The organism is Billgrantia tianxiuensis, from assembly GCF_009834345.1.
Taxonomy (GTDB): Bacteria; Pseudomonadota; Gammaproteobacteria; order Pseudomonadales; family Halomonadaceae; genus Halomonas; species Halomonas tianxiuensis.
Genome location: NZ_CP035042.1, coordinates 3,415,561 through 3,429,907 on the forward strand (window position 1 = coordinate 3,415,561; position 14,347 = coordinate 3,429,907).

Here is a 14,347-nt window from a genome sequence, read left to right on the forward strand (position 1 = left end):
GGGTTATATGGTCAAGCCTCACGGGCCATTAGTACCGGTTAGCTCAACGCCTTGCAGCGCTTCCACACCCGGCCTATCAACCAGCTGGTCTCGCTGGGCCCTTCAGGAGGCTCGAGGCCTCGGGGATGTCTCATCTTGAAGGGGGCTTCCCGCTTAGATGCCTTCAGCGGTTATCCCGTCCGCACGTAGCTACCCGGCAATGCCACTGGCGTGACAACCGGAACACCAGAGGTGCGTCCACTCCGGTCCTCTCGTACTAGGAGCAGCTCTTCTCAAACATCCAACGCCCACGGCAGATAGGGACCGAACTGTCTCACGACGTTCTAAACCCAGCTCGCGTACCACTTTAAATGGCGAACAGCCATACCCTTGGGACCGACTTCAGCCCCAGGATGTGATGAGCCGACATCGAGGTGCCAAACACCGCCGTCGATGTGAACTCTTGGGCGGTATCAGCCTGTTATCCCCGGAGTACCTTTTATCCGTTGAGCGATGGCCCTTCCATACAGAACCACCGGATCACTAGAACCTACTTTCGTACCTGCTCGACGTGTCTGTCTCGCAGTCAAGCACCCTTATGCTCTTGCACTCACTGCACGATTTCCGACCGTGCTGAGGGTACCTTCGTGCTCCTCCGTTACGCTTTGGGAGGAGACCGCCCCAGTCAAACTACCCACCACACACTGTCCTCGATCCGGATCACGGACCTGAGTTAGAACGCCAATGATGCCAGGCTGGTATTTCAAGGTTGGCTCCGCCCGAACTGGCGTCCGGGGTTCCTAGCCTCCCAGCTATCCTACACAAGCAACATCAGCGTCCAGTGTGAAGCTATAGTAAAGGTTCACGGGGTCTTTCCGTCTAGCCGCGGGTACACAGCATCTTCACTGCGATTTCAATTTCACTGAGTCTCGGGTGGAGACAGCGTGGCCATCATTACGCCATTCGTGCAGGTCGGAACTTACCCGACAAGGAATTTCGCTACCTTAGGACCGTTATAGTTACGGCCGCCGTTTACCGGGGCTTCGATCAAGAGCTTCGCCCGAGGGCTAACACCATCACTTAACCTTCCGGCACCGGGCAGGCGTCACACCCTATACGTCCGCTTGCGCGTTTGCAGAGTGCTGTGTTTTTAATAAACAGTTGCAGCCACCTGGTATCTTCGACCGCCTCGTGCTCCAGCCGCGAGGGCCTTCACACTAACGCGGCGTGCCTTCTCCCGAAGTTACGGCACCATTTTGCCTAGTTCCTTCACCCGAGTTCTCTCAAGCGCCTGGGTATTCTCTACCTGACCACCTGTGTCGGTTTGGGGTACGGTCCCACTGTATCTGAAGCTTAGAGGCTTTTCCTGGAAGCGTGGCATCGATGACTTCGGCACCGTAGTGCCTTCGTCTCGCCTCTCGGCCTTGGGATCCCGGATTTGCCTAAGATCCCAGCCTACTGGCTTTCACCAGGACAACCAACGCCTGGCCCACCTAGCCTTCTTCGTCCCCCCATCGCAATACAGTGAGGTACGGGAATATTGACCCGTTTCCCATCGACTACGCCTTTCGGCCTCGCCTTAGGGGCCGACTCACTCTGCTCCGATTAGCGTCGAACAGAAACCCTTGGTCTTCCGGCGGGGGAGTTTTTCACTCCCCTTGTCGTTACTCATGTCAGCATTCGCACTCGTGATACCTCCAGCAGACTTCTCAATCCACCTTCATCGGCGTACACGACGCTCCTCTACCGCTCGTCATTCGACGAACCCGTAGCTTCGGTACCTGGTTTAGCCCCGTTACATCTTCCGCGCAGGCCGACTCGACTAGTGAGCTATTACGCTTTCTTTAAAGGATGGCTGCTTCTAAGCCAACCTCCTAGCTGTCTGAGCCTTCCCACATCGTTTCCCACTTAACCAGGATTTCGGGACCTTAGCTGACGGTCTGGGTTGTTTCCCTTTTCACGACGGACGTTAGCACCCGCCGTGTGTCTCCCACGCTGCACTCACCGGTATTCGGAGTTTGCCTCGGGTTGGTAAGCCGGGATGGCCCCCTAGCCGAAACAGTGCTCTACCCCCGGCGGTGATACGTGAGGCGCTACCTAAATAGCTTTCGAGGAGAACCAGCTATCTCCGAGCTTGATTAGCCTTTCACTCCGATCCACAAGTCATCCAAACCTTTTTCAACAGGTCCTGGTTCGGTCCTCCAGTTGATGTTACTCAACCTTCAACCTGCTCATGGATAGATCGCCCGGTTTCGGGTCTATTCCCAGCGACTGGTCGCCCAGTTAAGACTCGGTTTCCCTACGCCTCCCCTATTCGGTTAAGCTCGCCACTGAAAATAAGTCGCTGACCCATTATACAAAAGGTACGCGGTCACCCCACGAAGGGGCTCCCACTGCTTGTACGCATACGGTTTCAGGATCTATTTCACTCCCCTCTCCGGGGTTCTTTTCGCCTTTCCCTCACGGTACTGGTTCACTATCGGTCAGCCAGGAGTATTTAGCCTTGGAGGATGGTCCCCCCATGTTCAGTCAAGGTTTCACGTGCCCCGACCTACTCGATTTCACATGCTCAGGTTTTCGGCTACGGGACTATCACCCCCTATGGTCGAGCTTCCCAGCTCGTTCGCCTAACCAGTCACATGCTTAAGGGCTACTCCCCGTTCGCTCGCCGCTACTGGGGAATCTCGGTTGATTTCTTTTCCTCGGGGTACTTAGATGTTTCAGTTCCCCCGGTTCGCCTCCCAACACCTATGGATTCAGTGTGGGATACCCTGCTTGTGCAGGGTGGGTTTCCCCATTCGGAAATGCCCGGGTCACAGGTCGTTTGCCACCTCACCGAGCCTTATCGCAGGCTACCACGTCCTTCATCGCCTCTGGCTGCCAAGGCATCCACCGTATGCGCTTAATCGCTTGACCATATAACCCGAAGGGGTCTGGTCTGCGATCACGTACGACAATTGCCGGATACGCTTGAGACGTATCTCTTGCGTTTTCTCCTTGCGGAGAAAACTTGTCAGCATGATTCACATTGTTAAAGAGCAGACTGTTCAGAGAACAGTGATAAGCACACCTTGCGCTTATCACTGGTCACGAAACATGAGACTGAGGGGAGAAGTTTGGTGGAGCCAAGCGGGATCGAACCGCTGACCTCCTGCGTGCAAGGCAGGCGCTCTCCCAGCTGAGCTATGGCCCCACTGATCATCGCGTTGCAACTGGCGATGAATTTCGTCGGAGACAAGGCGCTTTGGGCCGACGCATAGCTCGCTATGCGAGGTTCAAAGCAACGCCGTATCCGGCGAAATTTGGTGGGTCTGGGCAGATTTGAACTGCCGACCTCACCCTTATCAGGGGTGCGCTCTAACCAACTGAGCTACAGACCCGGCACTGTACGGTTGCAAGCTTGCTAGCCGTCGGCTGGCCGACCTCACCCTTCTTTCCACAAAGGTCAGGGGGTGCGCTCTAGCCAACTGAGCTACAGACCCGGCTTGCTACCGATGCATCGGCGATCGCTCGCCGACCCAAACAGTCTTTGCTCTGGCCGATCAGGTAATTCATTGTGAGCACTTGCCGCGAGGCGTGATTCGTCGTTTAAGGAGGTGATCCAGCCGCAGGTTCCCCTACGGCTACCTTGTTACGACTTCACCCCAGTCATGAACCACACCGTGGTGATCGCCCTCCCGAAGGTTAGGCTAACCACTTCTGGTGCAGTCCACTCCCATGGTGTGACGGGCGGTGTGTACAAGGCCCGGGAACGTATTCACCGTGACATTCTGATTCACGATTACTAGCGATTCCGACTTCACGGAGTCGAGTTGCAGACTCCGATCCGGACTGAGATCAGCTTTCTGGGATTGGCTCACTCTCGCAAGTTCGCAACCCTTTGTACTGACCATTGTAGCACGTGTGTAGCCCTACCCGTAAGGGCCATGATGACTTGACGTCGTCCCCACCTTCCTCCGGTTTGTCACCGGCAGTCTCCCTAGAGTTCCCGACCGAATCGCTGGCAAATAGGGACAAGGGTTGCGCTCGTTACGGGACTTAACCCAACATTTCACAACACGAGCTGACGACAGCCATGCAGCACCTGTCTCTGCGTTCCCGAAGGCACCCCTTCGTCTCCGAAGGGTTCGCAGGATGTCAAGGGTAGGTAAGGTTCTTCGCGTTGCATCGAATTAAACCACATGCTCCACCGCTTGTGCGGGCCCCCGTCAATTCATTTGAGTTTTAACCTTGCGGCCGTACTCCCCAGGCGGTCGACTTATCGCGTTAACTGCGCCACAAAGTCCGCGAAGGACCCAACGGCTAGTCGACATCGTTTACGGCGTGGACTACCAGGGTATCTAATCCTGTTTGCTACCCACGCTTTCGCACCTCAGCGTCAGTGTCAGTCCAGAAGGCCGCCTTCGCCACTGGTATTCCTCCCGATCTCTACGCATTTCACCGCTACACCGGGAATTCTACCTTCCTCTCCTGCACTCTAGCCTGACAGTTCCGGATGCCGTTCCCAGGTTGAGCCCGGGGCTTTCACAACCGGCTTATCAAGCCGCCTACGCGCGCTTTACGCCCAGTAATTCCGATTAACGCTCGCACCCTCCGTATTACCGCGGCTGCTGGCACGGAGTTAGCCGGTGCTTCTTCTGTGGGTGATGTCCCTCCTCCCGGGTATTAACCGGAAGGCTTTCTTCCCCACTGAAAGTGCTTTACAACCCGAGGGCCTTCTTCACACACGCGGCATGGCTGGATCAGGCTTGCGCCCATTGTCCAATATTCCCCACTGCTGCCTCCCGTAGGAGTTCGGGCCGTGTCTCAGTCCCGATGTGGCTGATCATCCTCTCAGACCAGCTACGGATCGTCGCCTTGGTGAGCCATTACCTCACCAACCAGCTAATCCGACATAGGCTCATCCGATAGCGCAAGGCCCGAAGGTCCCCTGCTTTCTCCCGTAGGACGTATGCGGTATTAGCCTGGGTTTCCCCAGGTTATCCCCCACTACCGGGCAGATTCCTATGCATTACTCACCCGTCCGCCGCTCGCCACCAGGGAGCAAGCTCCCCGTGCTGCCGCTCGACTTGCATGTGTTAGGCCTGCCGCCAGCGTTCAATCTGAGCCATGATCAAACTCTTCAGTTTAAGATCGTGCGGTTCTTGCTCGCCCCTTCCCGAAGAAACGGACGAAAGCGAACCAAACTCGGCTCAAGGTCAAAGCTTCTCAAAAGACCCGAAGGTCTCGACGAGTCGCTTGCCTTGAAATGGTGTGACTTCTCACCACCTCATCGACAAGCGCCCACATGAATTACCTGATCGATTGTTAAAGAGCGGCTCCTTTTCTCTTCAAGCCTCAGCCTGAAGCGCGGAGCGTCTCGCTTGCCGTCGTGGCCGTCAATCCTGGGATCAAGCGGCCTCGCCAGCGCCCTGCGAGGAAGGCGTATTCTACTGAAGCGCCGGAGTTTGTCAACTCTCTTCGAGGCCGCCACCGAGGTGACCCTGACCGCGAAGACCAGCCGGAGCCGGCGACCGCAAGCCCGTTGCCGGACTTGCTTTCGAGTGGGGCGCATTCTACCGAATCCGCCGTGGGCGTCAAGTGCGAATTTTGCGAAGCGAGTCGAAAAATCCAAATCATGACAACCACTTACCACCCTATCCACCGCCTGCAACGTTGCCCGTCGCCGGCAGCGGATGCGTACTTTAAGGGCTGCCCAGCAAGGACGCAACCCTTTGCGTCAAAAAAATATAGCTCAGGTTTCTGGCAGCAGCCATGACGGCGATCAATTTTCTCACCCGCTACCGTAGGAGACGGGATGCATCAGATGACGAAGAGTTCGACGAATCGATGTACCGGCGTGGCTTCTAGCTGCGCCTGATCTCTGCACAACGAGAATATTCGCTCGCAGCGCCCGGCGGGGAAGCGCGTGGCCAGATTGCGCCGAAACTTCTCCTCGAGAATGGGAATGCCTTCGTCGCGACGTCGGCGATGACCGATGGGGTATTCAACCTCGATGCACTCCGTGGCGCTGCCGTCGCGGAAGAGCACCTGGATGGCATTGGCGATAGAGCGCTTGTCGGCAGCCAGATAGTCCTGGGTGTAGCGGGGCTCCTCTCTCACTTCCATCTTCCCGCGCAGCGTATCGATAAGCGGGTGCTGGCGATGAAAGTCATCCTCGTAGTGTTCGGCGGTCAGATCGCCGAAGATCAACGGCACGGCCACCATGTACTGCAAGCAGTGGTCACGGTCCGCCGGGTTGGCCAACTCGCCCTCCTTGGAGATGATACGAATCGCCGATTCATGAGTGGTGATGACGACACGTTCAATCTCCTCGAGGCGGTCCTTGACCTGAGGGTGTAAACGCACTGCGGCCTCGCAGGCAGTCTGGGCATGGAACTCTGCCGGGAAGGCGATCTTGAATAGGATGTTTTCCATCACGTAAGTGCCGAACTCGCGCTGGAAGCGAAGCTTCCTCTCCCCTTCCGGCTTGATCGCCTGATCCTTGTTGGTCTTCGAGAAGAGCACGTCGTAGAAGCCCCATTGTGGCGCACTGAGTACCCCGGGTATGCCCATCTCGCCACGCAGGGCGATGTCGGCCAGACGCACGCCACGAGAAGTGGCATCTCCCGCGGCCCAGCTCTTGCGCGAGCCGGCATTGGGAGCATGGCGGTAGGTACGCAGGCTCTGACCGTCGGCCCAGGCATGCGACAGAGCCGACAGCAGTTGCTCCCGATTCGCCCCCATCAGGTGGGCGGCTACCGTCGTGGATGCCACCTTGACCAGTACCACATGATCCAGGCCAACCCGGTTGAAGGAGTTTTCTAGCGCCAGCACGCCCTGGATCTCATGAGCCTTGATCATGGCCTCGAGCACGTCGCGCATGGTCAGCGGTGCCTCGCCCTGGGCGACTCGCTTTTGCGAGAGGTAATCCGCCACGGCGAGAATGGCGCCCAGGTTGTCGGAAGGATGCCCCCACTCGGCCGCGAGCCAGGTGTCGTTGTAGTCGAGCCAGCGCACGATACAACCGATGTCCCAGGCGGCCTTGACCGTGTCGAGGCGAAAAGAGGTGCCGGGCACTCGAGCCCCATGGGGCACGACGGTTCCTTCGGCGAGCGGCCCCAGGTGCTTGGTGCATTCCGGGAAGCGCAGCGCCAGCAGGCCACAACCCAAGGTATCAATGAGACAGTTGCGTGCGGTATCCAGCGCCTCGTCGCTCTCGATCCGATAGTCGAGAACGTAGTCGGCGATCTTCTGCAGTTCAGGGTCGTAATCGGGACGGACGTTGCGTTCGACGGTGGCGCTCATGCTCCCTCCTGTCGCTGGCTCGATGTCGTCTCCTCTCACTATAGAAAACGCCCCAAGCCTTGCGACCCGGGGCGAAACCTGACATGGCTAATACCTAGAACGAATCGCCGGGCACACGCACCCACCCTTCCATCAACACCCGGGCGCTGCGGCTCATTACCGCCTTGGTGGCTGTCCACTGGCCGTTGGACTGGGAGGCTTCCGCTCCCACTCGCAGGGTGCCGGAGGGATGGCCGAAGTGCACCGAGTTACGTTCGCCACCACCCGCCGCCAGGTTGACCAGGGTGCCGGGCACCGCCGCCGCCGTGGCGATAGCCACGGCTGCCGTGCCCATCATGGCGTGGTGCAGCTTGCCCATGGAGAGCGCGCGCACGACAAGGTCAATGTCCGAGGCTTTGATCGCCTTGCCGCTCGAGGCGACATAGTCGGCCGGCGGCGCGACAAAGGCCACCTTGGGCGTGTGCTGACGTTCGGCCGCCTCGCTGACCTCCTTGATCAGCCCCATGCGCACCGCGGCGTGGGCGCGAATCGATTCGAACATCGCCAGCGCCCTGGTATCGCCGTTGATCGCCTCCTGCAGCTCGGTGCCGCTATAGCCGATCGCCCCGGCGTTGACGAATACCGTCGGAATACCGGCATTGATCATGGTGGTTTCGAGGGTTCCCACTCCCGGCACCTCGAGCTCGTCGACCAGGTTGCTGGTGGGGAACATGGCGCCCTCGCCGTCGGCCGGATCCATGAACTCGACTGCCACCTCGGCCGCCGGAAAGGTCACGCCGTCGAGCTCGAAGTCGCCGGTCTCCTGCACCTGCCCATTGGTGATGGGTACCCGGGAGATGATGGTCTTGCCGATGTTGGCCTGCCAGATGCGCACCGTGGCGATGCCGTTCTCGGGGATGCGCGAAGGATCCACCAGACCGTTGCTGATGGCGAAGGGACCGACGGCGGCGGAGAGGTTGCCGCAGTTGCCGCTCCAGTCGACGAAGGGCTTGTCGATGGAGACCTGACCGAACAGGTAATCGACGTCATGGTCGGCGCTTTCGCTCTTCGACAGAATCACCGTCTTGCTGGTACTGGAGGTGGCCCCGCCCATGCCGTCGATTTGCTTCTGGTAGGGGTCGGGGCTGCCGATCACCCGCAGCAGCAGCGCATCGCGGGCAGGCCCGGGCTTCTGTGCCGCCTCGGGCAGGTCATCCAGACGGAAGAAGACGCCCTTGCTGGTGCCGCCACGCATGTAGGTGGCGGGAATCTTGATTTGAGGAACGTTAGCCATGGCACTCGCTTCGTGAAATGACGGAGAGCCCCGGCGATGGCACCGGGGCGTTCACGCGATGTGTGGATCAGGCCACCGCTTCGGACTCGAGGAAGTCCTGGGCGAAGCGCTGCAGCACCCCACCGGCGGAGTAGACGGAAACCTCCTCGGCGGTATCGAGGCGACACAGCACCGGCACGCGTTCGCTGTTGCCGCCGGCACGATGAATCACCAGGGTCAAGGTCGCTCCCGGCGCCGGCTTGCCTTCGACGTCATAGGTTTCGGTGCCGTCGAGCTTGAGCGTATGTCGCGTGGTGCCCTCCTGGAACTGCAGCGGCATCACGCCCATGCCCACCAGGTTGGTGCGGTGGATGCGCTCGAAGCCCTCGGCGACGATCGCTTCCACGCCGGCCAGCGCCACGCCCTTGGCCGCCCAGTCACGCGAGCTGCCCTGGCCGTAGTCGGCCCCGGCGATGACGATCAGCGGCTGGCCGCGTTCCATGTAGGTCTCGATGGCCTCCCACATGCGGGTGACCTTGCCTTCCGGCTCGATACGCGCCAGCGAACCCTGGATCACCTCGCCCTTCTCGTCCCGCACCATCTCGTTGAACAGCTTGGGGTTGGCCAGGGTCGCTCGCTGCGCGGTGAGATGGTCGCCGCGGTGGGTGGCGTAGGAGTTGAAGTCCTCCTCCGGCAGGCCCATCTTGGCCAGGTACTCGCCCGCCGCGCTGTCCAGCAGGATGGCGTTGGAGGGCGACAGGTGGTCGGTGGTGATGTTGTCGGGCAGGATTGCCAGCGGCCGCATACCCTTCAGCGCACGCTCACGCGCCATGTTGCCCTCCCAATAGGGCGGACGACGAATGTAGGTACTCTGCGGACGCCAGTCGTAGAGTGGGCTCTTGGCCTGTTCCACCTCGTCGAGGTTGAACATAGGGATGTAAACCTGCTTGAACTGCTCCGGCTTCACGTACTCGCCAACGATCGCATCGATCTCCTCGTCGCTGGGCCACAGCTCCTTGAGGGTGACGGGGTTGCCAGCCTTGTCGTAGCCCAGCGCGTCCTTCTCGATGTCGAAGCGCACGGTGCCGGCAATGGCGTAGGCCACCACCAGCGGCGGCGAGGCCAGGAAGGCCTGTTTGGCATAGGGGTGAATGCGCCCGTCGAAGTTGCGATTGCCGGAAAGCACCGCCGTGGCGTAGAGGTCGCGGTCGATGATCTCCTGCTGAATCTCCGGGCGCAGCGCCCCGGACATGCCGTTACAAGTGGTGCAGGCGTAGGCGACGATGCCGAAGCCGAGCCTCTCGAGCTCCGGTAGCAGGCCGGCCTCCTCCAAATAAAGGCGCGCCACCTTGGAGCCCGGGGCGAAGGAGGACTTCACCCACGGCTTGCGCACGAGACCCAGTTCGTTGGCCTTCTTGGCCAGCAGCCCCGCCGCCACTACGTTGCGCGGGTTGGAGGTGTTGGTACAGCTGGTGATGGCGGCGATGATCACCGCACCGTCCGGCATCCTGCCGGCCTTCTCCTCGGCCAGCGCCTGCTCCAGGTTCACGGCAATGCCGCGCTCGGCCAGCGCCGAAGTCGGCAGGCGACGATGCGGGTTGGAAGGCCCGGCCAGGTTGCGCTCGACGCTGGAGAGATCGAAGGTGAGCACGCGCTCGTACTCGACATTCTTCAGGCTGTCAGCCCACAGCCCCACGGTCTTGGCGTAGTTCTCGACCAACGCCACCTGCTCCGGCTCGCGGCCGGTGATGGTCAGGTAGTCGAGGGTCTGCTGGTCGATGTAGAACATCGCCGCGGTGGCGCCGTACTCCGGCGTCATGTTGGAGATGGTGGCACGATCGCCGATGGTCAGGCTCTCGGCGCCTTCGCCGAAGAACTCCAGATAAGCGCCCACCACCCGCTCCTGACGCAGGAACTCGGTGATCGCCAGCACGATGTCGGTAGCGGTGATGCCGGGCCGGCGCTTGCCGGTTAGCTCGACGCCGATGATGTCGGGCAGGCGCATCATCGAGGGGCGGCCGAGCATTACGGTCTCGGCCTCGAGCCCACCCACGCCGATGGCGATGACGCCCAGGCAGTCGATATGCGGGGTGTGGCTGTCGGTGCCCACACAGGTATCGGGGTAGGCCACACCGTCGCGGGCCTGGATCACCGGCGACATCTTCTCCAGGTTGATCTGATGCATGATGCCGTTGCCGGCGGGGATCACGTCGACGTTCTTGAACGCGGTGCGGGTCCAGTCGATGAAGTGGAAGCGATCCTCGTTGCGGCGATCCTCAATGGCGCGGTTCTTGGCAAAGGCATCGGGATCGTCGCCGCCGCACTCCACGGCCAGGGAGTGGTCGACGATCAGTTGGGTCGGCACCACTGGATTGACCTTGGACGGGTCGCCACCCTTCTCGGCGATGGCGTCGCGCAGGCCGGCCAGGTCGACCAGCGCCGTCTGGCCGAGAATGTCATGGCACACCACTCGCGCCGGGTACCAGGGGAAGTCCAGGTCGCGCCTGCGCTCGATCAGCTGCTTGAGCGCATCGGTGAGCAGCTCCGGCTCGCAGCGGCGCACCAGCTGCTCGGCCAGTACGCGAGAAGTATAAGGAAGGGTGTCGTAGGCACCGGGCTGGATCTCCTCGACGGCCGCACGCACGTCGAAGTAGTCCAGCTCGGTGCCGGGAAGCGGTTTACGGTATTGAGTATTCATGGGTCGACGGTCTTCGCGTGGTGTTGGATCGGGCGAGGGAGAGAGACGGCCCGCAGGCCGCCTCGTTCGGACACTGGCTCAGTCACGCTCCTCGATCGGCACCCATTGGCTCTTTTCCGGGCCGATGTAGTCGGCACTGGGGCGAATGATGCGGTTGTTGGCGCGCTGCTCGAAGACATGGGCACACCAGCCGGTGACGCGCGAACAGACGAAGATCGGCGTGAACAGCTTGGTGGGGATGTCCATGAAGTGATAGGCGCTGGCATGGAAGAAGTCGGCGTTGCAGAACAGCTTCTTCTCGCGCCACATGACCTCCTCGACGCGCTCGGAAACCGGATAGAGCACGGTGTCGCCCACGTCCTCGGCGAGTTTCTTCGACCACTCCTTGATGATGGCGTTGCGCGGGTCGGACTCACGATAGATCGCGTGACCGAAGCCCATGATCTTCTCCTTGCGCTCGAGCATGCCGAGAATCTCGCGTTCGGCCTCTTCCGGCGACTTCCAGTTCTCGATCATATCCATGGCCGCCTCGTTGGCGCCGCCGTGCAGCGGGCCACGCAGCGAGCCGATGGCACCGGTCACGCAGGAGTGCATGTCGGAAAGGGTCGACGCACACACCCGGGCGGTGAAGGTCGAGGCATTGAATTCATGCTCGGCGTAGAGGATCAGTGAGACGTTCATGACCCGGGCATGCAGCTCGGAGGGCGCTTCGTCACGCAACAGGTGCAGGAAGTGAGCGCCTACGGAATCGTCGTCGGTCTCGGTCTCGATACGCACGCCGTCATGGCTGTAGCGGTACCAGTAGCAGATGATCGATGGCAACACCGCCAGCAGGCGATCGGAAACGTCCTGCTGCTCGTCGAAGCTCTCCTCGGTCTCGAGGTTGCCGAGCATGGAGGCGCCGGTACGCATCACATCCATGGGGTGAGCGCTGGCCGGGATCTGCTCGAGCACGGCCTTGAGCGCTGCCGGCAGGCCACGCAGCCCCTTGAGCTTGGTGACGTAGGCATCGAGTTCGGCCTGATTGGGCAGCTTGCCCTTGAGTAGCAGATGGGCCACTTCCTCGAAGCGTGCCTTCTCGGCAAGCTCCTTGATGTCGTAACCACGGTAGGTCAGGCCCGAGCCGGTCTTGCCCACGGTGCACAGGGCCGTGCTTCCGGCGCTCTGGCCACGCAGGCCGGCACCACCGATGGGTTTGTCTGCCATGTCGTGTCTCCTTGTCTAGCGTTTTCTTATCGTCGTAACGAACCAGGCTCAGGTACCCGAGCCCTTCTCGGCAAGCTGGTTTTCTGCGAGCTGGTTTCCTGCAAACAGGGCATCGAGCTTCTGCTCGAAGGCGTGATAGTTGAGAAAGTCGTAGAGTTCGTCGCGGGTTTGCATCAGCTCGACCACGTCGCGCTGATGGCCGTTTTCCAGAATGCTGCGGTAGACCTTCAGCGCGGCCGCATTCATGGCGCGGAAGGCCGACAGCGGATAGAGCACCATGCGACAGCCCACCTCGGCGAGCTCCTGCTGGCTGAACAGCGGCGTGGCGCCGAACTCGGTGATGTTGGCGAGGATGGGCGCATCGACCCGCTCACAGAAGGCACGGTAATCGTCCAGGGTATGCACCGCTTCGGCGAAGATGGCATCGGCGCCCGCCTCGATGCAGGCATTGGCGCGATCGATGGCGGCGTCGAGCCCCTCCTTCTGGAAGGCGTCGGTGCGTGCGATCAGGGTGAAGTCCGGGTCGATGCGCGCATCGGCAGCGGCCTTGATGCGATCGACCATTTCCTGTTTCGACACGATCTCCTTGTTGGGGCGGTGGCCGCAGCGCTTCTGCGCTACTTGGTCCTCGAGGTGCACGGCAGCCACGCCGGCACGCTGCATCTCCTTGACGGTGCGCGCAATATTAAAGGCGCCACCCCACCCGGTATCGATATCCACCAGCAGCGGTAGATCGCTGGCACCGCAGATACGGTGCGCGTCCTCCACCACATCGTTCATGGTGGTCATGCCCAGGTCGGGCAGGCCGAAGGATGCATTGGCCACGCCGCCGCCTGACAGGTAGATGGCCTGATGGCCGACTCGCTCGGCCATCATCGCAGTGTAGGCGTTGATGGTACCGACGATGGGCAGTGGCCGGTTGGCCTCGAGTGCGGCACGGAAGCGGGCACCAGGGGTGGGTTGCGTCATGATCGGATTCCTCTCTATCGTTCGGGCAAGGTTCAAGCGGTCGCTTCGGCCTGCTGCTTGAGTATGGCGGCGTAGCGGTCGGCCACGTTGGCCCGCGAAGCGCTGACATGTCGACGCATCAGCAGCTCAGCCAATTCGGCATCCCCCGCCTCGATGGCATCGACGATACGGTGATGTTCGACGAAGGCGAGCTGAGGTCGTGTACCACTGGCACTGAATTGGGTACGGTAGAGGCGCACTAGGTAGTAGAGGTCGTCACACAGCATGGTCATCAACATGCGGTTGTGGCTGCCTTGTACGATGCGATAATGGAAATCGAGATCGCCCTCGCGCTGGTAGTAGGCCTCACCGCTCTTGAGGTCGGCCTGACGCTCGTGCAATGCCAGCACCTCACGTAGCCCGGCAATTTCCTCGCGGGTCATGTGTTCAGCCGCCAGGCGTGCGGCCATACTCTCCAGCGCCTCGCGAACGTCGAACAGCTCCAGTAGCTCCTTCATCGAGAGCTTGACTACCCGAGCCCCGACATGGGGTACACGTTCGATCAGGCGATGGGCCTCCAGGCGACGCATCGCCTCGCGCAACGGGCCACGGGAGATGCCGTAGGTCTTCGACAGGCCCGGCTCGGTGATCTTGCTGCCCGGTGCCAGCTCACCACGGACGATGGCATCTTGCAGTTGATGGAAGACACGTTCGGCCAGCGTACGGACTTCAGGAGACGTTTGTTCAGGAGCGACTGGGTTCATGGCAATTGTCGACAATCATGGGTTAAAGTGACTTTAGACATTGCCTCCTTGTCGGTCAACCACCCATTTACTGCGATATGCTTCGCCTTTGGTTGTAAGCGGCTGGCAAAATACCGCCCTCGCTGTCGACAATCCAGCCAGCGTTGATGGAAAAATCATTAACAGGCCAACGACTCTCACGACAAAACGCACTCTGCCCCCTAGAATGGATGG

At 60.5% G+C, this 14,347-nt stretch carries 6 protein-coding genes, 2 tRNA genes and 2 rRNA genes; all 10 read right to left on the reverse strand.

What is annotated here, in order from left to right:
* Positions 1-7 precede the first annotated feature (7 nt).
* The 10 genes from EKK97_RS15995 to EKK97_RS16040 all read right to left on the reverse strand — a co-directional run bounded on the left by EKK97_RS15995 (position 8) and on the right by EKK97_RS16040 (position 14,134).
* Positions 8-2,895 (reverse strand): 23S ribosomal RNA (locus tag EKK97_RS15995).
* Positions 2,896-3,096: 201 nt separating this feature from the next.
* Positions 3,097-3,172, reverse strand: a tRNA-Ala gene (locus EKK97_RS16000).
* 110 nt (positions 3,173-3,282) lie between these two features.
* A tRNA-Ile gene (locus EKK97_RS16005) sits at positions 3,283-3,359 on the reverse strand.
* Positions 3,360-3,568: 209 nt separating this feature from the next.
* Positions 3,569-5,108: ribosomal RNA gene (locus tag EKK97_RS16010) — 16S ribosomal RNA — on the reverse strand.
* Together the 16S and 23S rRNA genes with 2 tRNA genes alongside form the textbook arrangement of a ribosomal RNA operon.
* Positions 5,109-5,781: 673 nt before the next feature.
* Positions 5,782-7,266, reverse strand: coding sequence for a 2-methylcitrate dehydratase (gene prpD / locus EKK97_RS16015; protein ID WP_159553378.1), 1,485 nt, complete (start codon positions 7,264-7,266; stop codon positions 5,782-5,784).
* A gap of 94 nt (positions 7,267-7,360) precedes the next feature.
* The gene (prpF, locus tag EKK97_RS16020) at positions 7,361-8,539 is read right to left on the reverse strand and encodes a 2-methylaconitate cis-trans isomerase PrpF (protein ID WP_159553380.1); all 1,179 of its coding nucleotides are present in this window, start codon (positions 8,537-8,539) and stop codon (positions 7,361-7,363) included.
* A gap of 67 nt (positions 8,540-8,606) precedes the next feature.
* Positions 8,607-11,216 carry a Fe/S-dependent 2-methylisocitrate dehydratase AcnD gene (acnD, locus tag EKK97_RS16025; protein WP_159553382.1) on the reverse strand — a complete coding sequence of 870 codons (2,610 nt, stop codon included), beginning with the start codon at positions 11,214-11,216 and terminating at the stop codon, positions 8,607-8,609.
* Between the two features lie 78 nt (positions 11,217-11,294).
* Positions 11,295-12,422 carry a bifunctional 2-methylcitrate synthase/citrate synthase gene (prpC, locus tag EKK97_RS16030; protein WP_159553384.1) on the reverse strand — a complete coding sequence of 376 codons (1,128 nt, stop codon included), beginning with the start codon at positions 12,420-12,422 and terminating at the stop codon, positions 11,295-11,297.
* 48 nt (positions 12,423-12,470) lie between these two features.
* Positions 12,471-13,391 carry a methylisocitrate lyase gene (gene prpB, locus EKK97_RS16035; protein ID WP_159553386.1) on the reverse strand — a complete coding sequence of 307 codons (921 nt, stop codon included), beginning with the start codon at positions 13,389-13,391 and terminating at the stop codon, positions 12,471-12,473.
* 32 nt (positions 13,392-13,423) lie between these two features.
* The gene (locus EKK97_RS16040) at positions 13,424-14,134 is read right to left on the reverse strand and encodes a GntR family transcriptional regulator (protein ID WP_159553388.1); all 711 of its coding nucleotides are present in this window, start codon (positions 14,132-14,134) and stop codon (positions 13,424-13,426) included.
* Between the last annotated feature and the right edge of the window lie 213 nt (positions 14,135-14,347).

Excerpts from the sequence above, each read along its gene's own strand:
- prpD (WP_159553378.1), bottom strand. The coding sequence starts at position 7,266 with ATGAGCGCCACCGTCGAACGCAACGTCCGTCCCGATTACGACCCTGAA.
- EKK97_RS16040 (WP_159553388.1), bottom strand. The coding sequence starts at position 14,134 with ATGAACCCAGTCGCTCCTGAACAAACGTCTCCTGAAGTCCGTACGCTG.
- prpF (WP_159553380.1), bottom strand. The coding sequence starts at position 8,539 with ATGGCTAACGTTCCTCAAATCAAGATTCCCGCCACCTACATGCGTGGC.
- prpC (WP_159553384.1), bottom strand. The coding sequence starts at position 12,422 with ATGGCAGACAAACCCATCGGTGGTGCCGGCCTGCGTGGCCAGAGCGCC.
- acnD (WP_159553382.1), bottom strand. The coding sequence starts at position 11,216 with ATGAATACTCAATACCGTAAACCGCTTCCCGGCACCGAGCTGGACTAC.
- prpB (WP_159553386.1), bottom strand. The coding sequence starts at position 13,391 with ATGACGCAACCCACCCCTGGTGCCCGCTTCCGTGCCGCACTCGAGGCC.